The sequence below is a fragment of the Shewanella holmiensis genome (genome assembly GCF_025370255.1).
Lineage (GTDB): Bacteria > Pseudomonadota > Gammaproteobacteria > Enterobacterales > Shewanellaceae > Shewanella > Shewanella holmiensis.
Genome location: NZ_JAMTCD010000022.1, coordinates 41,886 through 63,829, shown reverse-complemented (window position 1 = coordinate 63,829; position 21,944 = coordinate 41,886). Strand labels below are relative to the sequence as shown.

At 41.0% G+C, this 21,944-nt stretch carries 21 protein-coding genes; 10 read left to right on the top strand and 11 right to left on the bottom strand.

The genetic code is table 11. From position 1 onward, the window contains the following. The 5 genes from NE535_RS15065 to hemC form a co-directional block, all read right to left on the bottom strand. Positions 1-3,398: retention module-containing protein (locus NE535_RS15065; RefSeq protein WP_261299432.1), on the bottom strand; the 3,398-nt coding region annotated here is incomplete at its 3' end. Positions 3,399-3,853: 455 nt separating this feature from the next. Beyond that, the gene (locus NE535_RS15060) at positions 3,854-5,026 is read right to left on the bottom strand and encodes a heme biosynthesis HemY N-terminal domain-containing protein (protein WP_261299431.1); all 1,173 of its coding nucleotides are present in this window, start codon (positions 5,024-5,026) and stop codon (positions 3,854-3,856) included. Next, positions 5,023-6,216 (bottom strand): uroporphyrinogen-III C-methyltransferase, encoded by a 1,194-nt coding sequence (locus NE535_RS15055; protein ID WP_188843644.1) that lies wholly within the window; start codon positions 6,214-6,216, stop codon positions 5,023-5,025. The genes NE535_RS15060 and NE535_RS15055 overlap by 4 nt, the downstream gene beginning before the upstream one ends. 78 nt (positions 6,217-6,294) lie before the next feature. Then, the gene (locus NE535_RS15050; protein WP_188843646.1) at positions 6,295-7,017 is read right to left on the bottom strand and encodes a uroporphyrinogen-III synthase; all 723 of its coding nucleotides are present in this window, start codon (positions 7,015-7,017) and stop codon (positions 6,295-6,297) included. Positions 7,018-7,027: 10 nt separating this feature from the next. After that, positions 7,028-7,957 (bottom strand): hydroxymethylbilane synthase, encoded by a 930-nt coding sequence (gene hemC, locus NE535_RS15045; RefSeq protein ID WP_261299436.1) that lies wholly within the window; start codon positions 7,955-7,957, stop codon positions 7,028-7,030. Positions 7,958-8,465: 508 nt separating this feature from the next. Between hemC and NE535_RS15040 the strand changes: the two genes are divergently transcribed. Further along, on the top strand, positions 8,466-10,907 hold the full coding sequence (locus tag NE535_RS15040) for a class I adenylate cyclase (protein ID WP_261299430.1): 2,442 nt from the start codon (positions 8,466-8,468) through the stop codon (positions 10,905-10,907). Positions 10,908-10,938: 31 nt separating this feature from the next. Here NE535_RS15040 and cyaY read toward each other — a convergent pair whose 3' ends face one another. Next, a complete protein-coding gene (gene cyaY, locus NE535_RS15035; RefSeq protein WP_261299429.1) occupies positions 10,939-11,268 on the bottom strand; it encodes an iron donor protein CyaY in 330 nt (109 codons plus the stop codon). Positions 11,269-11,335: 67 nt separating this feature from the next. Between cyaY and lptM the strand changes: the two genes are divergently transcribed. The 7 genes from lptM to NE535_RS15000 all read left to right on the top strand — a co-directional run bounded on the left by lptM (position 11,336) and on the right by NE535_RS15000 (position 16,753). Beyond that, positions 11,336-11,524 carry an LPS translocon maturation chaperone LptM gene (gene lptM, locus NE535_RS15030; RefSeq protein ID WP_261299428.1) on the top strand — a complete coding sequence of 63 codons (189 nt, stop codon included), beginning with the start codon at positions 11,336-11,338 and terminating at the stop codon, positions 11,522-11,524. A 15-nt stretch (positions 11,525-11,539) separates the two neighbouring features. Next, complete coding sequence (lysA, locus tag NE535_RS15025) at positions 11,540-12,784, top strand: diaminopimelate decarboxylase (protein ID WP_261299427.1); 1,245 nt, start codon at positions 11,540-11,542, stop codon at positions 12,782-12,784. A 25-nt stretch (positions 12,785-12,809) separates the two neighbouring features. Further along, positions 12,810-13,637 carry a diaminopimelate epimerase gene (dapF, locus tag NE535_RS15020; protein ID WP_261299426.1) on the top strand — a complete coding sequence of 276 codons (828 nt, stop codon included), beginning with the start codon at positions 12,810-12,812 and terminating at the stop codon, positions 13,635-13,637. Positions 13,638-13,761: 124 nt separating this feature from the next. Then, positions 13,762-14,391, top strand: coding sequence for a DUF484 family protein (locus tag NE535_RS15015; protein WP_261299435.1), 630 nt, complete (start codon positions 13,762-13,764; stop codon positions 14,389-14,391). 80 nt (positions 14,392-14,471) lie between these two features. Further along, entirely contained in the window at positions 14,472-15,374 is a 903-nt protein-coding gene (gene xerC, locus NE535_RS15010) for a tyrosine recombinase XerC (RefSeq protein ID WP_261299425.1), read from the top strand. After that, a complete protein-coding gene (locus NE535_RS15005) occupies positions 15,371-16,171 on the top strand; it encodes an HAD-IA family hydrolase (RefSeq protein ID WP_261299424.1) in 801 nt (266 codons plus the stop codon). Before xerC ends, NE535_RS15005 begins: the two co-directional genes overlap by 4 nt. Positions 16,172-16,261: 90 nt before the next feature. Then, positions 16,262-16,753 carry an Sbal_3080 family lipoprotein gene (locus NE535_RS15000; RefSeq protein WP_261299423.1) on the top strand — a complete coding sequence of 164 codons (492 nt, stop codon included), beginning with the start codon at positions 16,262-16,264 and terminating at the stop codon, positions 16,751-16,753. A gap of 80 nt (positions 16,754-16,833) precedes the next feature. On the opposite strand, the gene NE535_RS14995 is transcribed toward NE535_RS15000, so the two are convergent. From NE535_RS14995 to NE535_RS14980, 4 genes are all read right to left on the bottom strand, one after another. Further along, complete coding sequence (locus tag NE535_RS14995) at positions 16,834-17,331, bottom strand: AlbA family DNA-binding domain-containing protein (RefSeq protein WP_261299422.1); 498 nt, start codon at positions 17,329-17,331, stop codon at positions 16,834-16,836. A gap of 91 nt (positions 17,332-17,422) precedes the next feature. Further along, entirely contained in the window at positions 17,423-17,959 is a 537-nt protein-coding gene (locus tag NE535_RS14990) for a hemerythrin domain-containing protein (RefSeq protein WP_261299421.1), read from the bottom strand. 370 nt (positions 17,960-18,329) lie between these two features. Continuing rightward, on the bottom strand, positions 18,330-18,776 hold the full coding sequence (locus NE535_RS14985; RefSeq protein WP_261299420.1) for a YeeE/YedE family protein: 447 nt from the start codon (positions 18,774-18,776) through the stop codon (positions 18,330-18,332). A 1-nt stretch (position 18,777) separates the two neighbouring features. Next, entirely contained in the window at positions 18,778-19,200 is a 423-nt protein-coding gene (locus tag NE535_RS14980; protein WP_261299419.1) for a YeeE/YedE family protein, read from the bottom strand. A gap of 284 nt (positions 19,201-19,484) precedes the next feature. On the opposite strand from NE535_RS14980, the gene NE535_RS14975 reads away from it, so the two are divergent. Beyond that, positions 19,485-20,009: a DUF3087 domain-containing protein gene (locus tag NE535_RS14975; protein WP_261299418.1), complete on the top strand. Its 525-nt coding sequence runs from the start codon at positions 19,485-19,487 to the stop codon at positions 20,007-20,009. A gap of 90 nt (positions 20,010-20,099) precedes the next feature. Here the strand turns inward: NE535_RS14975 and ohr are convergent, their stop codons facing one another. Continuing rightward, the gene (ohr, locus tag NE535_RS14970; protein ID WP_261299417.1) at positions 20,100-20,522 is read right to left on the bottom strand and encodes an organic hydroperoxide reductase Ohr; all 423 of its coding nucleotides are present in this window, start codon (positions 20,520-20,522) and stop codon (positions 20,100-20,102) included. A gap of 263 nt (positions 20,523-20,785) precedes the next feature. On the opposite strand from ohr, the gene NE535_RS14965 reads away from it, so the two are divergent. Continuing rightward, positions 20,786-21,904, top strand: coding sequence for a tetratricopeptide repeat protein (locus tag NE535_RS14965; RefSeq protein WP_261299416.1), 1,119 nt, complete (start codon positions 20,786-20,788; stop codon positions 21,902-21,904). Positions 21,905-21,944: the final 40 nt, after the last annotated feature.

The following is a 21,944-nucleotide window of genomic DNA, read 5'->3' as shown; positions in this document are numbered from 1 at the left end:
TTTGCAATCGCGTCTGGGGCATCATTCACATTGCTAAGATCAATGGTCACAGCGGCAGTATCTGTTTTTCCTGTGCTGTCGGTGACAAGAACATTGAAATTGAACGCGCCCAAATCGGCATCATCGATATCTTGATTAAGGGTAATGACACCCGTCGTGGCATTGATGGTGAATACACCATTAGTCAACGAGCCATCGGCAAAGCTGTAGGTTAATTTATCACCTGTATCAGGGTCATCAGCAATGACGGTACCGACGATAGTGCCGACATTAGCACCTTCATTTAAGCTACCAAAATCATAGGCATCCACGTTAGCAGTATCACCAGCAACATCTGAGCCTGAGCGGAACTCAGGTGCATCATTAGTGCCCACAATCGTGATGGTTACTGTGTGTGTGGCCGTGCCATCGGCACTGGTCACGGTGATGGATCGGATCAACTCTTGACCCGCAGTCAGCGACTGCACATCAATGTGGCTGTTGTTTAGGGTGTAAGTCCAGTTACCGTTCGCATCAATCGAGAAGGTCCCGTAGTTGCCATCGGCGACATTGGTTTGTACTTGGAAAATGGCTTCGCCGGTGTCGACGTCAGTGACGTCTAGCTTACCGTTGACCGTTTGTACGGTATTGGCATCGTTGTCGCTGGCGCCGTCTTCAGTGACCGTGCCTTTGTCGCTATCGCCGTTGCCGGTGCCGACAGAAATGTCAGCCGGATCGTTCGCACCCACAATGGTAATGGTCACAGTGTGTGTGGCCGTGCCATCTTTTGAGGTCACGGTGATGTCACGGGTCAAGGTTTGACCTGCAGTCAGAGATTGCACATCGATGTGGTCGTTATTAAGGACATAGGTCCAGTTACCGTTCGCATCAATGCTGAAGCTACCGTAGTTGCCATCGGCGACATTGGTTTGTACTTGGAATACGGCTTCGCCATTATCCACGTCAGTGACATCTAACTTGCCAGTGACAGTTTCTACCGTGGCGGCATCAGTGTCTGAGTTACCGTCTTCGGTGACAGTGCCTTTATCTGAATCAGGGTTACCTGGGGTGACCGTGATGTCTGCTGGGTCATTCGCGCCGACAATGGTAATAAGCACATTGTGCGATGCTGTACCATCACTCGAGGTAACCGTGATAGTGCGCACTAGGGTTTGACCCGCAGTCAGCGACTGCACATCAATGTGGCTGTTGTTTAGGGTGTAAGTCCAGTTACCGTTCGCATCAATTGAGAAGGTACCGTAGTTGCCATCGGCGACATTAGTTTGTACTTGGAATACGGCTTCGCCATTATCCACGTCAGTGACATCTAACTTGCCAGTGACAGTTTCTACCGTGGCGGCATCAGTGTCTGAGTTACCGTCTTCGGTGACGGTGCCTTTATCTGTGTCGTTAACTGTAATAGTTGCTGGATCACCTACAGGTGTCACTTCAATGGTTAACGTAGCTGTTGTACCGGTATTGGTGGTGTAGGTGATAACTGGAACTTGACCATTCCAGTTTTCATTTGGGGTAAAGGTATATGAACCATCCGCGTTGATAACAAGTACGCCGCCTTCAAGCTCGACTTCATTGCCTGCTGTGTAGGTCTCACCGTTTACTTCAAAAGAAACAACTGCTAAATCAGAATCTGGATCGTTGTCGTTATCTAACACATTGCCCGAAACCGGGGTGTCTTCTGTTGTGGTAGCCGTGTCATTTTGCGCAACTGTCGGATCATCAACAGGTGTCACTTCAATGGTTAATGTTGCGGTTATGCCTGTATTGGTGGTGTAGGTGATAACCGGAACTTGACCATTCCAGTTTTCATTTGGGGTAAAGGTATATGAACCATCCGCGTTTAGAACAAGCATGCCATTTTCTAACGTGACTTCGGTGCCAGCAGCATAGGATTGACCTTCTACTTCAAAGCTGACAACGGCTAAGTCTGAATCTACATCACTGTCATTATCTAATACGTTACCAGTAGCCACTGTATCTTCGGCGATAGTTTGGCTGTCATTTGCCAATACAGAGGCATCATCAACCGGTGTCACTTCAATATTTAAAGTTGCGGTTAAGCCTGTGTTGGTGGTGTAGGTGATAACCGGAACTTGACCATTCCAGTTTTCATTTGGGGTAAAGGTGTATGACCCATCAGCGTTTAGGACTAGCACGCCATTTTCTAGAGTGACTTCACTGCCAGCAGCATAGGATTGACCTTCTACTTCAAAGCTGACAACGGCTAAGTCTGAATCTACATCACTGTCATTATCTAATACGTTACCAGTAGCCACTGTATCTTCGGCGATAGTTTGGTTGTCATTTGCCAATACAGAGGTATCATCAACCGGTGTCACTTCAATATTTAAAGTTGCGGTTAAGCCTGTGTTGGTGGTGTAGGTGATTACCGGAACGCTGCCATTCCAGTTTTCATTTGGGGTAAAGGTGTATGACCCATCCGCGTTGATGACCAGCACGCCATTTTCTAAGGTGACTTCACTGCCAGCGGCATAGGATTGGCCTTCTACTTCAAAGCTGACAACGGCTAAGTCTGAATCTACATCACTGTCATTATCTAATACGTTACCAGTAGCAACTGTATCTTCGGCGATAGTTTGGCTGTCATTTGCCAAAACAGATGCATCATCAACCGGTGTGACTTCAATGGTTAATGTGGCAGTTAAACCAGTATTGGTGGTGTAAGTGATAACAGGGACTTGACCGTTCCAGTTTTCATTTGGGGTAAAGGTATATGAGCCATCAGCGTTGATGACCAGCACGCCATTTTCTAAGGTGACTTCACTGCCAGCGGCATAGGATTGGCCTTCTACTTCAAAGCTGACAACGGCTAAGTCTGAATCTATATCACTGTCATTATCTAATACGTTACCAGTAGCAACTGTATCTTCGGCGATAGTTTGGCTGTCATTCACTAATACAGAGGGAATGTCATTAAGAGTAATTGGGGTATCGTCTTGTGCTAATGGAGCTGCTGCAGGTTGGGCTGCAGTATTAAATCCAGCATTAGCAATGGTTTCATCACCAGTACGCGCTAAAGATACGAAGCCAGAATCACCTTGATTGCCAGTAGGTGTTCCAGCGGCGGTTTCAGGTAGTTCGGCAGTTGGATCTTCACCGGAAGCGATTAAAGCTTGAAGAGCTTCAATTTCATCTAGCGCATCTAAGTTAGCTATTTCTGCACTTGAAGCTGATTGGGGGAGAGTGTCTCCGTCTGTTGAATAAACAGTACCGTCATCAAATGTGATAACAAAACGTGCATTATCATCAAAAACTAACACACTTTCAGAAGGAATTATTTGTCCTAATTGAACAGATGTTAATTTATTGTCTGCAGATAAACTGATATTACTTTGCGTTTCAGTCAACGTGCCCGTTTTTGAAGTTGTTAACGTACCCATATCTTTAGCTCCCAACAGCTATAATAAAACCAGAAATGCCTAACAAATTATTAACTTATATTGAGCGTGCGTAGAGGGTTCTCTAGACACACTTTCAACATTTGTATTAGAACATACAATTATATTTCAAAACCTTAACACAGTCAATTTTTTGACATTGCCGTCAATTATTATAACTATCTGAAATATTTTTATAAAAAAGCCAAAAATTAATACTAAAACATTAAAATCAAGGTCTTCAGTTCAAACAAGTATAAGTAATTTTTTTGTTGTCTTATTTGTAAGTACTGATGCTGTAATTTTAGCCTGTATTTTGTAAAAAACATCAAGGAGGAATGGATAAAAAACAATGTGGGAGTTTGTGATTGCGATGAATAACAGGAACATAATTTAGCAGAAAAGTTTAAAATGAAAATCTGCACTATTCACTGCAGATTTTCATTTATCAATAGCGGTTAATCGTTGAGGTGCGCTGCGTTTCGATAGCTTTGTAAAGCCATTATATTGTCACCAAGTTGTTCTTGCACTTGTGCAAGTGCTAACCATCTAGTGCGAGTAGGCTCAATATGGCAGGCATTATTAAAATGCATTTTTGCTTGTTTGAATTCCCGTGTTTGCAAAGCAAGTTTTGCTAGAGACTCTTGGTAATTCACCACATTTTCATGGGTGTGTTCAAGCTTAGCTAATGACTTTCTGATGTCTTGATCATGGGCGGTTGCGATTACTGCGGTCGCATCAAATAAAGCTGCCTTTGGATTGGATTTTAACTGTTTAGATAACAATTTAAGTGCTTCGTCTTTACGTTGTAATTTACATAGACCGTACAAGTAAGCAATAAAAGTGTCAGTTTGATTTTTTTCAGATTTGCTAAACCAACCCCAGCATTTATCTAAATCGTTTGACGTCTGTTCAGCGGCTTTATTAACGAGCTGTACATTCGTTTGCACCGAGATTTTTTGCAACTGTTCTTCAGGGTAAATATGGCGCTTGGCTAAGATGGGTAATAGCGATTTTAGCGCTGGCCAATCTTGCTGGGCGAGATATAAATCTGCTGCAATTTTTAAAATTGGATTTTTACTTTTACTGGTTGGTTCAAGTTCATCAAGTAAAGCACGTGCTTGAGTTAACTCACCTTGCTGAAGTAAATAACGGGTGCGAGTTGTTAGGGCTGCAGCTTTTGCTAAAGGCTCTGCTTGAGCCTGGCTGAGATAGCGATCTCGCTCAGCTATTTTATGCTGGTGTTGCGCCGCACGAGCCGCTGCAAAATAGTTTAATGCAGGTAATTCACCATTTTCAGCACCTTTAGCCATGGCTTTTTCCGCAGCAGGCCAATCTTCTTCCGCCAATGCTAAAGCACCTATTAAGGTTTGCTTTTTGGCTTTCTTTATCCGCCAACGTTCAGGTAAAAAACGACTATTGAGCACTAGGGTTAATACAAAAACTAAAGCTTTTTTAATCACTTCAAATGAAACAAAAATAGCAAAAAGTACCAGTAGTCCAAAGGCTAAGCTGGTTTCAATTTGATAATCCCAAATTGCAATATAGATATAGCCTTTAGTGGCTAAAAGATAAGGCGTTAGGCATAAGCCTAAGACAATGATAAGCACATACGCTAACAGTTTGATCATAGCGTTGGCTCCTCTTCAGGCATCATTTGTCCATAAGTGATTAACTCTTGTAATAAAGGTGTGGACTGAAATTGTTTAGTGTTAATCGACTCTATCGTTAGGCCTGATAATTTTTCAAGCTGGGCTAAAACGTTGAGTGTATTGCGGTCACTCATATCAAAATATTGTTTTACCCATCGCTGGGCATAATCGATGGCACTTTTATAGCCTTGCTCATCATAGTTATGCAGCGAAAATTGAGCTTGTAATAACTTAAGGCGCACATTTTCAACTAAATACCACTGTTGCTCTATGGGCAATAGCGGTTCTAAATCTGTGGTGCGTTGTCTAATAGTGATAAAGCCTTCAACAAACTGTTTAAATGATTTAGATAAATTGGTCTGCCAATCGTCAATTGAATCTGTCAGTGGCTCGGTTAAAGGGTCAGCTGATATCTCTGTGTTGATTCTATTTAACGGTAAGTTAGCGATTTGATCTATTACGGCGTCAATAGCATAGACTGAACCTGCTATGTCGGTCGTTTTAATCGCTTGAGTCGCAGCAATATCATGGGCTAGGGCTTTACGAAGTTGATGTAAAGCGGGATCTTTCATCGCTTCAATTCGGTTATCTGCGGCTTGTAATAAACTTGCTGCGGTTTGAGGATCTTTCTCAAGCCAAATTTTACGACTGGCCATGCGCACAAGGTATTCTGCTTCTGAGGCCATCCAGTGATTAGGACTGCGCTGCGCAACAATAGCCACTCGTTCTTGAAGTTGTTTATGTGCTTTTTGCAATGAGACAAGCTGCTGATAGGCTTTAGCATCATCACTTTGTTGCTGCTCTAACAGTGCAATACGCTGATTTGGCGTTGATAGTGATTGCTTTAATTCTTGTTTAAGTTGCTGATTACCTACTTCAACAGAAGAGAAGTCAGTCACTAATTTTTGTTGTTGAATTTGCTGGTTATTGAGTTGCAAATATAACCAGTAACATCCTGCAATCGCAGTGCCGGCAGCTAACCAGCTGATAAGAATACTTAATCTAACCCACCATGAGCTACCTAATTTACGATGGCGGCTTGATGGTCCTGGGGCGCGTTTTAACGTTGGGGCCGTTTTAGTCGCTTGAGATGAGTCGTCCTTTGCCTGAGGTTTTAACACTGTTTCGTTAGTGTCAACGTCAGTGGTTTCGGGTTTGTTGTTATCCATGAACAGTCCTTGAAAGCAAAATACGACAATTTGATCGTGAAAAACTCACCATCATTCAACCATGTGATGAAGTGTAAATTACGCAGACAGACCTAAAGCAGCAAGCACAGCTTGAGTATTTGCTCCATTTGCATTGGTTACTCGGTGTAATCCTAATGCATTTGCCTGTAATTCCACACGATTACTTGGCACTATGATATGACATGAATGTAGCCATGCAAATAATTCTTTTGGAATTACCGTAATTAAATTGGTTAATATCTCACCGCTGGTGACCACAATAGTATCGATACCAAATTCGGTCCATTGTTGATATATCGGTTGTTCATGGAATTGAGGTGAGGTGCGTTGATAGACATCCCAATAACATACTGTGGCGCCTCGTAGTAGGAGTGCTTCAGCAATCGTTTCTCGGCCGCCAGATCCTCTGCAGATGATAAATGATTGTTTATTCACATCTTGCAGTTCAGGTAAAGATAATAATCCTTCGCTATCCTGGCTTTCTTCTGGCGCGGTAAAAACACTTAAATTAAAACGTTTTAGCGCATCTGCAGTGGCTTGTCCTACGGCAAAGTATCGGCATTGTGGAGGGAATTTATTCTGGAGTTTTTCAGCTGTAAATTTAACGGCATTGGTGCTGATGAAAATAAGGTTATTTGCATCAAAAAAATGTCTGGGTACTGCTTGTTGAGTGGCTTCAACCGCTAAAAGCGGAGTAACCAAATGAGCAACTTGAAGCTTTTCAAGTTGCTCAATCATATCTTGATTACGACCTTCAGGCCGCGTTAGCAAGACTTTCATGGTCAAATCGTTACTTAGCGTAAACGGCGTCTAGGATGGTTTTAGCACCGCGACTAAGTAGATCGTTAGCCAAAGCTTGTCCTAGTTCAATTGCTTGGGTTTTATCACCTGCAACTTGTCCGGTTATCACCTGACTGCCATCTGGGTTACCCACTAAACCGCGTAAGGTTAATGTGTCGCCAATGATTTCAGCATATGCACCGATAGGTACCTGACAACCGCCTTCTAGGCGCGTGTTCATAGCTCGCTCAGCCAATACGCGATAACGCGTTTCTAAATGTTCAAGGGGAGCAAGTAAACTTTTAACGCGCTCATCATTGGTACGACATTCAATGCCTACCGCACCTTGGCCGTTAGCAGGTAATGACTCTTCGGCAGAAATAAAGCTAGCAATACGTTGCTCTAACTTAAGACGAATTAGGCCAGCAGCGGCAAGAATAATTGCGTCATAATCACCGCTGTCTAGCTTAGCTAAACGGGTGCCAACGTTGCCACGTAAATCTTTGATAACAAGATCTGGGCGAGACGCACGAATTTGACATTGGCGACGAAGACTTGATGTTCCTACTACTGCACCTTGTGGTAATTCGCTGATGTTTTTATAACTATTTGACACAAATGCATCGCGGGGATCTTCACGCTCACAAATGACTTGTAAGCCTAGTCCTTCAGGAAAATCTACTGGCACATCTTTCATTGAATGCACTGCGATATCAGCACGGTCTTCCAGCATGGCAACTTCAAGTTCTTTAACAAATAAGCCTTTGCCACCCACTTTAGCCAATGGGGTGTCTAAAATAACATCACCTTTGGTGCTCATTGGAAGCAGTTCAACGATTAACCCTGGGTGAATGCGCTCTAATTCTGCTTTTACAAACTCAGCTTGCCACATTGCCAGTGGACTTTTACGCGTTGCGATACGAATAGTGTTTTCAGACATAGCCATATTTATCCATCTACTAACAGTAATTGCGCTAATGCTAACATTGGCTTTAGGCATTTGTCATAACTGTGTTGAAATTGTTTGAAGTCGCACCATGATTTCTTAATTTCGCCACAAATTTGCCAAATAAGTTTAATGATGAAGGTCAATAATGTTGATGTTGCGAAGATTTTTTAATGGGCGCTTAGTCAATTGGTATTAACGCGTCATGTTGATTTGGAATAAAAATAAGCATCATCTTTGTATGAATTTCATTAATGTTAATAGTATATCTGACATTTTTAGGTGCTACTGTGTTTGAATTTAAAACGTTTTAAAGGCGCTCAGTTTCAGTCGATATCATTTAGTTTTTACAACAAGACTTTTGGATAGATTGCGAAAATCTAATTTAGTGTTAACCTTATCACGTGTTAGTTGTTTTATTTGATATTGGTCACACTAATTGTCAGGTGAAGCTAATCTGAGTTGTATAGCTATAATATCGTTGGATGTGAGTGATTTAAGGATGGAATCTTTGCCAGTTATTCAGCATGAACATGTTGAAAATAGCAGTGCGGTTATGTGCGCTGAAAAATTAAATACGTTGCGATTACAACGTGTTCAACTCACTTTACCTGAATATCAGTATCAACTCTTTCTGCTCATTCCTTATTTTCTTCAGGTTAATCATAATCAATTACCCGGTTATAGCGACGCTTTAACTCCCTCTGGCATCTGTCAATTTTCATTTAATGCGGCCATAAAACACGCATGCCAAATCGCTGATATTGAATACTTTCCAATCGTATCTGCACAGCCTTATGCATTTGAGGGCGTTTATGCCATGGGCAGCTCGTCGAGTTTTGGGCAAAACCTGAATAGCGATGTGGATATTTGGCTTGTTCATCAGAAATCATTAAATAACGCCGATCTTAGGTTAATTACTAACAAAACGGCTCGATTAACCGCCTGGTTTGCGCAATTTGATTTTGAAGTCAATTTTTACCTTATTCATCCAAACCAATTTCAAGAATGTGGTTTATATGACAACTGCCAACCTTTGGGTGAAGAGCACAGTGGCTCAGCCCAACATTGGCTTTTATTAGAAGAGTTCTATCGTACTCATATTCGGTTGGCAGGAAAGTCTGTGGCTTGGTGGCCCGATGCTCAGGGCGATAATTTACTGTTTTTAGGGACATTAGATAATATTCCAGCTAGCGAGTATTTTGGTGCCTCTTTGTGGCAGTTATATAAAGGATTAAATAAACCACATAAAGCGCTATTAAAAGTACTATTGCTAGAAGTCTATGCCAGCGATTATCCTCAAAAGCACATGATTACCGACACTATTTGGCAATATTGTTTAGCGGGTAATTTTTCTGATGATAATGATGCTTACCTCATTTTGTATCAAAGAATAGAAGCGTATTTATTATCAAGACGAGAAGTCAGACGGCTTGAAATTGTTAGACGGTGTTTTTATCTTAAATGCGGTATTGCTTTATCAGATCCGCAGCTGGTGCAAAATGATTGGCGTGCGAAAAAGCTAACCCAGTTAACCTTAGATTGGCGCTGGCCAAGCAGTTTATTGACCACCTTAGATAATGCAAATAATTGGCATTCTGGCCAATTACAATGGTTTAACCAACAGTTAAATGAGCTGTTACTGACCAGCTATAAAAATTTACTCCAGTTTGCCTCAAAGCATGAATTAAGTGATCGTATGCGGGTAGAGGAGTTAGGGCTGTTAGCACGTAAACTGCATGGTTTTTTTAACGATGACCCTCATATTTTACCCACATTAAACCCTTTGTGGAGTCAAGGTGTTAATGAACCCGTATTATCCGTCTGGTATTCGAAGAAAAAATCACAATATCAATTGTTCCGTGAGATCACTTCAGCCAAGCAGTTAATAGGTCAGCAAGCTTTGTTTGTTGGTAAAACGGTGGTTGATGTTGTGGCTTGGGCGGTGATGAATGGTCTTGTAACCCCTAAAACGCGTTGGTTTGGCATTGAACGAAGCAAAGCGTATGCAACCAAGTTAGCACACCTTGGTAATGCTTTATTACCCCATGTTCACCATTGTTTTGAGGTTACAAAACGCCACTTATGTCAGTCTTGGTTTTATCAGCAAGTGATTGTGGTTGCAAATATGGATGATGATCCAACCGTGGCATGGAATGGTCAGGAAATCATGGTGGACTACATGAATGGTGACATTTTATCCTTAGGCCGTGATAAACAAAATATGCTCTCCAGTATCGATATCATCAGTTTAAATAGCTGGGGAGAGTGGCATTGTCATCGATTTGAAGGTGAAATGGCACTTCTCGATGCGATTTCATTTTTAGTGTTAGGACTAAAGCGGGCTAATGATCAAAGTCATATATCAGTAGTTTCATGCTCTGCTAAATTATCCAAGCAAATAAGCGATCAACTCACCCAGCTGCTTAATTTGTGTTACCAAACGATTCAAAGCGTGACTGACAGCCAAACATTATTAATTGAACTCAATTTAGCCGATAAAAAGTATGGCTTACATTTCAATTCATTAGGTATGGTCTACAAACCATTAATCGCTCAAAAGGCAGTGTTTCATTATAATCATCCGCGTTTAGTGACCCATCTACCTAGGCAAGAACTGAATAATGAGCCTTTTGCAACCGTCCCCACTATTATTCAGCGGTATATTTCACATGGCGCAAAACAGTTCTTTTTACGTCAATTAAAACAGAAGCTTGAAGTCATCTTAGTCGATGAGAATAATAATTTAAGTCATACCGTGTTAGATAAAATGACGATCACACAGTTAGTTAGCCAACAAAGCATGCACTTTGTAAAAAATAGCCATCAACACCAGCAAGCATTTTTTAATATGCCGCAATTTTTCCATTTAGTGCGAAAGGATGGCGTGTTGTTGGTAGAGCCTTTTGGGGTAACAGAAGATGAAATGGGCTCAGCGTTCTAACTGAGCCTATTTAAAAACAAGGATGCTGTGATCAGATGCTGATCACAATCCCGCCTTGTTTGGCAATTGATTCAAGTACAAAAGGCACAAAATCAATGTTGTTTCGAGTGTCTAACCATTTACCGTCATGATAGGCAAAGTGATATCCACCTGTTTTGGTCGCCAGCCAAATCTCATGCAATGGCTCTTGTTTATTGATAACAATTTGCGAGCCATCTTCAAAACTTAACTGCACTACATTACCGCTGTAATCGATATCCACATCCGCGTCTTGTTCATCAATAGCGGTTTCAATGGCGCTATCAATTGCGCTGAAAATTTCATCAGCCAATTGGTGAAACTCAGTATCTGTCATAGCCATGCATTTCTATCCTTTGCTTTCTGCGTTATGAATGCGATTATAAGGCCATTATTGATCAGATGCACAGATGTTGAGAAAAATGAGACTGCTTTTATTACTTTTGCTTGCTAGCCTATTGCTTACTGCTTGTGGTCAGAAAGGGTCGTTATATAAAACGCCTACACCGGAAGATAACCAAACTGCCGTTGTGCCCGTAGTTGCTGACACCAAAATAACTCCAGTAGAATTGGACTCAACCGCTGAAAAACAGCAATAGAATAGGAAACGCATAGTGGATTTTTTTACTTATCAAGACAGTAAGTTATTTGCCGAAGGTTGCGATGTAAGTGCGTTAGCTAAAAAACATGGTACACCACTTTATATATATTCCCGTGCAACTCTAGAGCGTCATTGGCATGCTTTTGATAAGGCCGTGGCTAATCATCCTCATTTAGTCTGTTATGCCGTTAAAGCAAACTCTAACCTAGGGGTATTGAATACCTTAGCTCGTTTAGGCAGTGGTTTTGACATTGTATCGGGCGGTGAGTTATCACGTGTACTACAAGCCGGCGGCGATCCAAGTAAAGTCGTTTTTTCAGGTGTAGGTAAAACCGTACCAGAAATGGAACAAGCGCTTAAAGTTGGTATTTACTGTTTTAATGTTGAATCCAGTGCAGAGCTTGAATTGCTAAACGAGGTAGCGGGTCGCTTAGGTTACATTGCTCCTGTGTCTTTGCGGATTAACCCTGATGTCGATGCTGGTACCCACCCTTATATTTCTACCGGATTAAAAGAAAACAAATTTGGTATCGCTATGGATGAGGCTGAGCAGGTCTTTGCCCGTGCAGCCGCATTACCTCATTTGCATGTCAAAGGGGTCGATTGTCATATTGGTTCACAGCTCACCGAAATTAAGCCCTTTTTAGATGCGATGGATCGCATGTTAGCCTTGATTGATCGTTTAGCAGAGCACGGCATTGTTATCGAGCACTTTGACGTTGGTGGGGGGCTAGGTGTGCCATATAACAATGAAACACCTCCGCACCCAGATGTCTACGCAGCAGCCTTACTTGAGCGCTTAGGTCAACGTCCGATCAAACTGATATTTGAGCCTGGGCGAGCGATTGCTGCCAATGCGGGGATTTTTGTTACTGAGGTGCTTTTCCTTAAAGAAAATAGCGATAAGCGTTTTGCTATTGTCGACGGGGCAATGAATGATTTAATTCGCCCATCGCTTTACAGCGCATGGCAGAATATTATTCCTGTTAATCAAACTGATGCACCAACCCAAGCTTATGATGTGGTGGGTCCGGTATGTGAAACGGGTGACTTTTTAGGAAAAGATCGACAACTATCAGTTAAAGCGGGTGATTTACTTGCTGTTCGCTCAAGTGGTGCTTATGGCTTTGTTATGTCATCTAATTATAACTCTCGTCCACGTGTGGCAGAGGTGATGGTTGATGGTGAACAAGATATATTAGTACGTGAACGCGAAACGGTTGCCCAACTTTGGCAAGGTGAACACTTACTGCCTTAATGCGTCAATAGAAAAGGAAACACCTGTGATTCAATTCACTAAAATGCATGGGCTAGGCAACGACTTTATGGTGGTTGATGGCGTCACCCAAAATGTATTTTTTTCGCCAGAGCAAATTCGTCGATTAGCCGATCGGAATTTTGGGATCGGCTTTGATCAATTGTTATTGGTTGAGCCACCTTATGATCCCGATTTAGATTTTCATTATCGTATTTTTAATGCCGATGGCAGCGAAGTGGAGCAGTGCGGCAATGGTGCACGCTGCTTTGCTCGCTTTGTTCGCAATAAAGGCTTAACCAATAAGAATAAAATCCGTGTTAGCACAAGCTCTGGCAAAATTACTTTGCGAATTGAACGCGATGGTCATGTGACTGTTAACATGGGCGTGCCGATCATCGACCCAAGTCAGATCCCTTTTAAAGCCAAAAAGAGTGAAAAAACTTATTTACTGCAAACCCCGATGCAAACCTTTTTATGTGGTGCTGTTTCTATGGGAAATCCACATTGCGTATTAGAAGTGGAAGATGTAGAGCAGGCGGCCGTGGCGGAAATTGGCGCGATGTTAACTAACCACGAGCGTTTCCCTAAAGGGGTTAATGTTGGGTTTATGCAGGTGATTAGCTCTAGTCATATCAAGTTACGTGTATATGAGCGTGGTGCAGCCGAAACGTTAGCTTGCGGTACAGGTGCATGTGCTGCAGTCGCAGTTGGTATGTTGCAAGATAAATTAGATAACCAGGTGAGGGTGGATTTACCCGGTGGTTCACTAACCATTAATTGGGAAGGTGAAGGTAAATCATTATGGATGACAGGCCCGGCCGAACATGTATATGATGGTCAAATTCAGTTGTAATATTAAGGTAGATTAATTTTTTATGAGTGACTTAATTTCAGCCGCTGATGTGGCATCAAATCAAGATATGCCATCAGAACCAGCATTAGATATTGATGCAATTGGCCAGGATTTAAGTGCTGAAATGATGGCAAACTTTAATCATCAATTACTCGATGAACACTTAATTCGTGAATATTTGTTGGATAATCCTGACTTTTTCAATCGTCATCCTGAATTGCTTATTGCGTTAAGATTAAGCCACCATGAACGTGGCGCGGTATCTTTAGTTGAGCGCAGGCAAGAACTATTGCGTCAAAAAGTGACTCAACTAGAAGAAGAAATTACCAGCTTAATGAATGTGGCTAAACAAAATGAGCGCATTTTTTTATTCAACACTGAATTGTCGTTTAAGCTGCTCGCGTGTGAAGATTTAGGGGAGCTGAGACAAACCCTGTCAGAAGGGTTACAAAATGAATTTGGCTTCACCCATGTGCGATTAATTACTGTACACGATATTGACAGTGAACTGGCTAATATATGGCGTCACAGGATCCATAATAATTACTATTTTGGTCGCTTAACTCAATCAGAATCAAAACGATTATTTGGCAGTGAAGTTGGTTCAGTGGCATTAACACGATTATCAAATGAAAATGGTCAAGTGATATTTGCTATTGCCAGCGGCGACCCTGCTCATTTTTATCCCGATATGGATTCATTACTGTTCAGCCAATTGCGTCGCTTATTGGATCACTTATTACCCACTTTTTAACCGTGTCTTTGTGGCTGAATTTCGGAGCATTTTTCGATTAACGATAGGTGCTTCGCTTAATAACAACCGGAGTGAAGACGATGCCACACATAGATTGGCAAGCAAAGTATTGTCAATATCTGACGTCCGAACGTCAGTTGTCTGCTTACACTATTCGCAATTACCTGTATGAATTAACGCGGGCTCAATCGATATTGGGTGATGAGGTTTTATTACAAGATGCCAGTCGCGAGCAATTGCAAAAAGTGTTGGCTAAGTTACATCGTCAGGGCTTAAGCCCAAGATCAATTTCATTGCATTTGTCAGCGCAAAAGCAGTTTTTTGAGTTTCTATTAACTGAGAAACGACTCGAGATTAATCCCGCTAAAACCTTGAGTGCCCCCAAACAGAATAAACCCTTACCTAAAAATATGGATGTAGATGCTGTTAGTCATTTACTTGATATCAATGGTGATGATCCACTCGCTATTCGTGATAAAGCCATCATGGAATTGTTCTATTCAAGCGGCCTGCGTTTAGCTGAACTCGCAGGTTTGAATTGCGATGATATTCAGTTAAATAATGCTGAAGTAAAAGTGATGGGGAAAGGCAGTAAGCAACGTATTGTGCCGGTAGGAAAGGTGGCCATGGAAGCATTAAGGTTGTGGCTGACACGCCGAGGTGATATGCCAACTCAAGATGCTGGCGATGCTTTATTTGTCAGTCATCAGGGGAAACGTTTATCCCACCGCAGCATTCAAGCTCGGATGAATAAATGGGGGCAAGAACAAGCATTATCAGTAAAAGTGCATCCGCATAAACTGCGTCATTCATTTGCAACTCATATGCTCGAATCTAGTGCAGACTTAAGGGCGGTGCAGGAGTTATTGGGGCATGCTAATCTTTCTACTACCCAAATTTATACCAGTCTCGATTTTCAGCACTTAGCCAAAGTCTATGATGGCGCTCATCCTCGAGCCAAGAAAACGAAAGGGAGTTCATGATGGAACATCACGGCCTAAAGCACCAGCCTGCAACAACTTCAAACGCCTCATCTCCAATAACTGCGTATCCTCAATCAGGCATTATTCAATACCAACGCCTTAAACCGTTCAAGGCAATAAGCTTTGATTTAGACGACACTTTATATGATAACCAGCCAATTATTGCCAATGCAGTAAAGCAGTCATTTGCGTTATTACATCGCGATTATCCGGCTTCTGCCCAATGGACTACAAAGGATTGGCTTCAGTGCAAACTAGCGCAGCAAGCCCTTCATCCTGAGCTTAAACATGATACTTCGGCGGCTCGCTATACCATGCTCAGAGAGGGATTACTTCAGCTTGGCTATAATGAAACACAAGCAACCCAAGGTGCGCAAGCGGGATTAGCCTGTTTTCAGCATTACCGCAGTGATTTTAAAGTTGCCGAAGATGTCATCGCTATTCTGCAAACATTGAAAACCCGTTTTACTTTAGTGGGGATCACTAATGGTAATGTCGATGCCAGTCGCATTGGATTGAGCCAGGTATTGGAATTTGTTTTACATCCAGGTTATGGCGTCAAAATGAAACCTCACAGTGACATGTTTACATTGGCTTGTAAGCAGTTAGCTATTTTACCGTCAGAGTTGTTACATATAGGCGATCATCCCCACTCTGATATTGTGGGAGCAAAAATGGTTGGCTGTCAGACTGTCTGGCTTAACCCTTGCCAACAAAACAGAGATAAAAAACCGTCGAGTTTATTGCCCCAGATAACAATAATGCACTTAAGCAAATTATTGGATTTCTGTCATTAAATTATTATGTTATTAATATGTTGAGTGTAAGTCTTTTGTATGATTTAATTTTTGGGTTGTCACCCTAACCATATTTAATCAAGGAAGAAAATGCGTGTTAAATTAAGATCTAGCTTCATTATTGCGTTATCTTTTTTAAGTTTATCGGCATGTTCGATTAAGCAAAAGATTGATCCCATTGAAGTGACCAGTGCTACAGAAGTGTGTATTGTCGAAAATAAAGATGTTCGTGAAGGCTTTTTAAAAGAATTTGAAAAAGTGTTACAGCAAAAACAAATTAAATACCGACTGATTCAAGAGCTAGATGCCCAAAATGGTTGCGAGTGGACGGCAACTTATACAGCAAATTGGGCGTGGGATTTAGCGCTATATATGGTTTATGCCGAAATAAAGGTATTTTATCAAGGCCGATTAGATGGTGAAGCTATCTATGATGCAAGAATGGGTGGCGCTAACATGAATAAGTTTATCGATGCAGAACCTAAAATACGTGAGTTAGTGGAGCAATTGATTCAGCAGAAACAAGCTAATAATCAATTTAGAGTTATTCACTCATTTACCGAGCATCAAGTGGCAATTTAAATAAACTTATCGTTCAATTTTTAAAGCCAATAAACCTGTTTTTATTGGCTTTTTTATTTACTCAACTGGAGTTAATCGGGTCACTTAAATTTTAAACCGCTACGCTTACTCATTTGATCAATCTGCTCACGGCTAGCGTGCATATCGGCATCGCCTACCCGAAAATAGCTGCCGCTGTATGGATCGGGGCCGATGTAAATCGGCCTAAGTTTAAGGTCGACAGCGGGAACATGAATGCGGATCAGCTTCTTACCCATAATTTCAATAATTTGTACGTCAGTTGGCGATAGAATGTTATGGCTAATTTTTTGCGGATTATTGAGAATTTGCCAGATTTCACTGAGCATAGGCATCGGGTTTACAATGCCTTCAATGCTAAATTCTCCATGTTCTTCTTTTACACCTAAAATAATCTCACCGCCTAAGGTATTCGCAAAGGCACTATAGGTTTCCCACATGCCTTCTGGCAGTTTTCCATTACCATCACGCCCACCGGCAAGCTTAAATTCTACTTGGGCAGATTCATGAAGATTGGCAATATCATCTAGGGCAAAAGTAGGGTATTGATGATTAGGCATAACATTAGTCAATTATTCATATTCTGTGATTAGCTTATGAATAATCGACTGAAAAAGATAGTGATAAGTCAAAGAGACTTAGATGATAAAACTATAGCGCTAAGGCCTTAGGAAACAGCATATTATTTTCAAGGTGAATATGCATTTGTAAGTCGGCATCAAATTCTGCCAGCGTTTTATAACAGGTGCGCCAGGTATTACAGGCCCCTTCAGGAATAAGGTAGTTATGGGTAATTGTTCTTAACTGCTGAAGTATCTCACCCGCATTATCATGCTCATGCTCCATAACATGAATAGGATTTCCAATGTGACCGAAACACCCATTTACTTCTTGTCCCATGCTTAGCGATCGTATTGCAGGAAATAAAATGCGTTCTTCTTTAATAAGGTGCGGCATCAGCTCTGCTATTAATTCAGTAACACAATGTGATAAAGGGAGGATTTCTTCATGATCATCGGCATGCGCAATCACCATTCGTTGCAGGTACTCTTGTAATAAGGGGGCTGTGTCACGAATATATTTATGGTGGGTTGCTTCAATGTGATTAAGTAGATCAATAAGGGGTAGCTGATCTAGTTGTGACAAGTGAGCTTGTTGTTCAGCAGAGAATAATTCGGGAGTAAGCATGACGATTCCAAAGAGTAAATATTAAGCTGAATGTTAGATACATCTTTAAATTTGGCAAGATAATCCCGACCAATTTGCTAGGTTAATCACAAATTGGCGAGTCATTAACCTCAACTCTGGTTAAGAGATGGGCTCAATAAGCTGAATTCAACAGATTTAGCTAATTTTGTAGCAAACTTGTCATTTGTTTTGAAAACAAGGCACATTAACACGTCAATAGCTGTCCTATTGCACCTTAATGAAACGCAATGAGCAAGACAAAGGGCTGTTTGGTTAGCGTTTATTATTCCGAGTTAAGGTTAAGGTTAAGTAATGCTACAGATAACGCAAGGGGCAGTGTAATCAGATTAAAAATTGTAACTCACTAAGGTTAAGTGCTTTTTACCAGTTTTTTTGCAGTCAACATGCCCAATAGCATTGCGATGACAAATCCGATAAATTGGCCGTTCAGTGTGACTAAATTGACGATGGCGGGGCCAGGGCAAATCCCTACAAGTCCCCAGCCTAACCCGAATAAGCTGGCACCAGTTAATAATTTTTTATCGATGATGGTTTTTGTTGGTAGAAAAAATTGTTCATCTAATAAAGGCTTACTTTTGGGTTTAACCCCAAACACATATCCAAGACTATATACGCTTAATCCAGCGGCCATAACTAAAGCAAGGCTCGGGTCCCAATGGCCAAAAAAGTCTAGAAAATTAAGCACTTTATTAGCATCAACCATTTGTGCAACAATCAAACCTAAGCCAAATAAACAGCCTGAAATGAACGCGACTAGCGCCTGTAATCGATAGTGAGTATTTGCTTGCTGATTCATATTAAGCCCCGATAACATGACGTGTGAAAAATACCACGACAGCGGCAACGAACATAAACACCAGCGTGGCAACAATAGAGCGTTTAGACATTCTGCCAATACCACAAATACCATGACCACTGGTGCAACCGGCACTTAAGTAAGTGCCAAAACCGACAGCAAAACCGCCTAAAATAGTCAGTGTCCAACTAGCATTTAACTGTGTAGCTAAAGAGAAATCCAAAGCGGGTGCTAAAAAACCACTTAATATAAGACCAGCAATAAAAGCCAATCGCCACTTTGCATTAGGATTTTTGAATTGCAATGCACCGCTTAAAATCCCCGATATACCTGCAATACGGCCATTGAGTAGCATCAATAGCAACGCCCCAAAACCAAGTAAAGCACCGCCAATTATGGCGCTAACAGGAGTAAATTCAGTCATATTTATCATCAACTTTTAAAAGACGGCAAAGTTTACCACAGGACTATGCTTACCTTCACCCAGATTAAGGGATGTCCTCTAGCTGTTGCGGTTAAAATAGTTAAGGCAAATTCACCAATAAGCTCGTCACAGTAACCCATTTTCTGCTTCAGTGTTTAAACCTGAGCGCGACAGTCATAGCCGACTAAAGTGTTTGTATTAATCTGTTTAGTTTATGCGGTTAATGAGTGATTCACATTAAGCAGGTATAATGCCGCCAGTATTGAACCTTAAGAGCCATATTTATGAGATTAAGACACGTAGATAAACCGCAATATCGCAAAATGACCAATCAAGTACAGATTGGATTAATTGCCATTTTAGCTATTTCATCGGTGGTATTTGGACAGATATTGATTGCGCTATTAGGTTCTGCTTCTGTTGAGGCTGGGCAGCCAACAGGTAATTTTTACTTTAATTTTGCCGGAGTGATTTTAGGCTTAATGCTGTGCACCCTAGTGGTAAAATATGGTCGAGTAAAACCACAATATACTGACGTTTATTATGTTTTCCAGCTTAAGCAGCTACAAAATAAAATTTATCGCAAGCTTAACGCAGTGCAAAAGTCGGCTGCAGATAACAACCATGATGCCCTGGTGGTTTTGTGTTTTTATTATCAAAGTTTAGCGCTGGTTTACGAACTAGATAACAACACCTTGACGATAACTGAAGTGAATAAGCAAATTGCTGCATTAGAAAAACAAATTACTGATAACCAATTAACATGCGATGTGAGTGAATTTGATATCAAGCTGTTAGGGCGCTTTTAAGTATCAACTTAACTGTTATTAGGTTCAAAAATAGATATGAAAAAGCCAGAAAGATTTATGCTTGCTGGCTGTTTTATTAAGATAGCGTGCTTAAATTGCCGCGTTATTTACCGTTAACTTCACATCGATATTACCGCGTACCGCATTAGAGTATGGACAAACTTGATGTGCGGTTTGTACTAGCTTAACCGCATCGTCTTGAGGTAAATCTAGTTCCACAGCTAGGGCAACGGTTAAGGCAAACCCTTTATTATCATTGGGACCAATACCCACAGTTGCGGTTGTTGGAGCGGCTTTAATTGCCACTTTCATTTCACGAGCCACATGTAAAATGGCGTTCGAAAAACAGGCAGCATAACCCGCGGCAAATAGCTGCTCAGGGTTAGTATGCTCGCCAGAGCCGCCCATTTCTTTGGGGTAGCTTAAACCGACATCGAGTTTTTTATCATCTGTAGTGACTTGACCATTACGACCTGCCAATGCTGTTGCTGAAGTTGTATATAAAGTTGTCATAGGAATACCTCAAAAAATAAGTTAATTTAAGTTGCGTGCAATTTAATTGTGCCCACTATAAATGAGCGTTTATAAATACGCAACTAAATTGCGTGAAATTTAATTTGGTTGCTGAGGTTAGGGCATGGAGATGATCTTGTAATGTGAAACGAGTTCATTCATATTGGATTAACTAAAACGTACATGGAATGTAGCAAATGCTTCGGTTAAATCATTATCGGCAATTTAAACATTACTCGATATTGTCTTTATGCTTTCTGTTGATGAGTGCGTGTACAGTCAACACAGAAAATGCTCATAAGTCATATTATTTACCTGATTTTAATCATGCCCTCATTCAGAAAAACACTCCATATAATGTCACTTCTATCAAAAACTTAACCCGTTTATCAGAAGCGCAGCGACAGGAGTTACAAGCCTTTATCTCAAAAGATGATATGAAGGATTTACCGAATCGTTTAAAAGTGGCTCATTTTATCAATGATAAAATGGTTAACTTTAATTATGAAGGCCGTAATTCTACTAGTAGTGAGTCTTGGGAAAGTAAATCGGGTAATTGCATGGCTTTAGCGCTATTGACCTATTCAATAGCAAAAGAACTAGGCGTCTACCCCGTATTTCAAGTGGTTTACGCCTCGCCCGTATTGACCAATATTACTTCAGATCTTTTAGTCACATCCGATCATGTACGTACATTCTTATATGATGAACAACCTAGTGGTCACTATCTTAGTGGCAGTACGTCAACCGTAATTGATTACTTTCCTGATAGGTTTGATAGAACGGGTGCCATTGTTTCGGAAAATGAGTTTTTAGCAATGTTTTACCGAAATTTAGCCGCAGATGCGTTGTTATTGCACAATTATGAACATGCCTTTGTGTTATTAAAACAAGGATTCACCCTTGCGCCAGAATATGAACCTTTGATCAATATGATGGCGATTGTTCATCGTCGCTTAGGAGATAATGTCACCGCGGAAAAGTTATATCGTTACGGTCTTAATATTGAGCCAAGCTCCTTAACAATATTAAGTAATTATCGCTTACTACTTGAATTACAGGGTCGTAAAGATGACGTTGCTAAAATAGAACAACAATTATTATCTATTGAGTCTAGTAACCCTTATCGATACTACAGTTTGGGGATTGAAGCGTTAGAGTTTGAAGATTATTACAGGACGATCATTTTTTTAGAGAAATTTATCAAGAGTGCGCCATATTTTCATCAAGCATATTTAGCATTAGCTAAAGCTCAGCTAGGTTTAGGCAATACAAAAAAGGCGCAGAAAATTTTGAAACAAGCAGTCGAGCTAACAGATATCCCTGAGAATAAAAAATATTATTTAACAAAACTGGAAGCACTTAATAATACGCTTCATTAAGTTGCGGCTTACATTACTGTTTCCATATTTCAGCTCAACC

Excerpts from the sequence above, each read along its gene's own strand:
- NE535_RS15060 (WP_261299431.1), bottom strand. The coding sequence starts at position 5,026 with ATGATCAAACTGTTAGCGTATGTGCTTATCATTGTCTTAGGCTTATGC.
- NE535_RS15055 (WP_188843644.1), bottom strand. The coding sequence starts at position 6,216 with ATGGATAACAACAAACCCGAAACCACTGACGTTGACACTAACGAAACA.
- NE535_RS15050 (WP_188843646.1), bottom strand. The coding sequence starts at position 7,017 with ATGAAAGTCTTGCTAACGCGGCCTGAAGGTCGTAATCAAGATATGATT.
- hemC (WP_261299436.1), bottom strand. The coding sequence starts at position 7,957 with ATGTCTGAAAACACTATTCGTATCGCAACGCGTAAAAGTCCACTGGCA.
- NE535_RS15040 (WP_261299430.1), top strand. The coding sequence starts at position 8,466 with ATGGAATCTTTGCCAGTTATTCAGCATGAACATGTTGAAAATAGCAGT.
- cyaY (WP_261299429.1), bottom strand. The coding sequence starts at position 11,268 with ATGGCTATGACAGATACTGAGTTTCACCAATTGGCTGATGAAATTTTC.
- lptM (WP_261299428.1), top strand. The coding sequence starts at position 11,336 with ATGTTGAGAAAAATGAGACTGCTTTTATTACTTTTGCTTGCTAGCCTA.
- NE535_RS15015 (WP_261299435.1), top strand. The coding sequence starts at position 13,762 with ATGATGGCAAACTTTAATCATCAATTACTCGATGAACACTTAATTCGT.
- xerC (WP_261299425.1), top strand. The coding sequence starts at position 14,472 with ATGCCACACATAGATTGGCAAGCAAAGTATTGTCAATATCTGACGTCC.
- NE535_RS15005 (WP_261299424.1), top strand. The coding sequence starts at position 15,371 with ATGATGGAACATCACGGCCTAAAGCACCAGCCTGCAACAACTTCAAAC.
- NE535_RS15000 (WP_261299423.1), top strand. The coding sequence starts at position 16,262 with ATGCGTGTTAAATTAAGATCTAGCTTCATTATTGCGTTATCTTTTTTA.
- NE535_RS14995 (WP_261299422.1), bottom strand. The coding sequence starts at position 17,331 with ATGCCTAATCATCAATACCCTACTTTTGCCCTAGATGATATTGCCAAT.
- NE535_RS14990 (WP_261299421.1), bottom strand. The coding sequence starts at position 17,959 with ATGCTTACTCCCGAATTATTCTCTGCTGAACAACAAGCTCACTTGTCA.
- NE535_RS14985 (WP_261299420.1), bottom strand. The coding sequence starts at position 18,776 with ATGAATCAGCAAGCAAATACTCACTATCGATTACAGGCGCTAGTCGCG.
- NE535_RS14980 (WP_261299419.1), bottom strand. The coding sequence starts at position 19,200 with ATGACTGAATTTACTCCTGTTAGCGCCATAATTGGCGGTGCTTTACTT.
- NE535_RS14975 (WP_261299418.1), top strand. The coding sequence starts at position 19,485 with ATGAGATTAAGACACGTAGATAAACCGCAATATCGCAAAATGACCAAT.
- ohr (WP_261299417.1), bottom strand. The coding sequence starts at position 20,522 with ATGACAACTTTATATACAACTTCAGCAACAGCATTGGCAGGTCGTAAT.
- NE535_RS14965 (WP_261299416.1), top strand. The coding sequence starts at position 20,786 with ATGAGTGCGTGTACAGTCAACACAGAAAATGCTCATAAGTCATATTAT.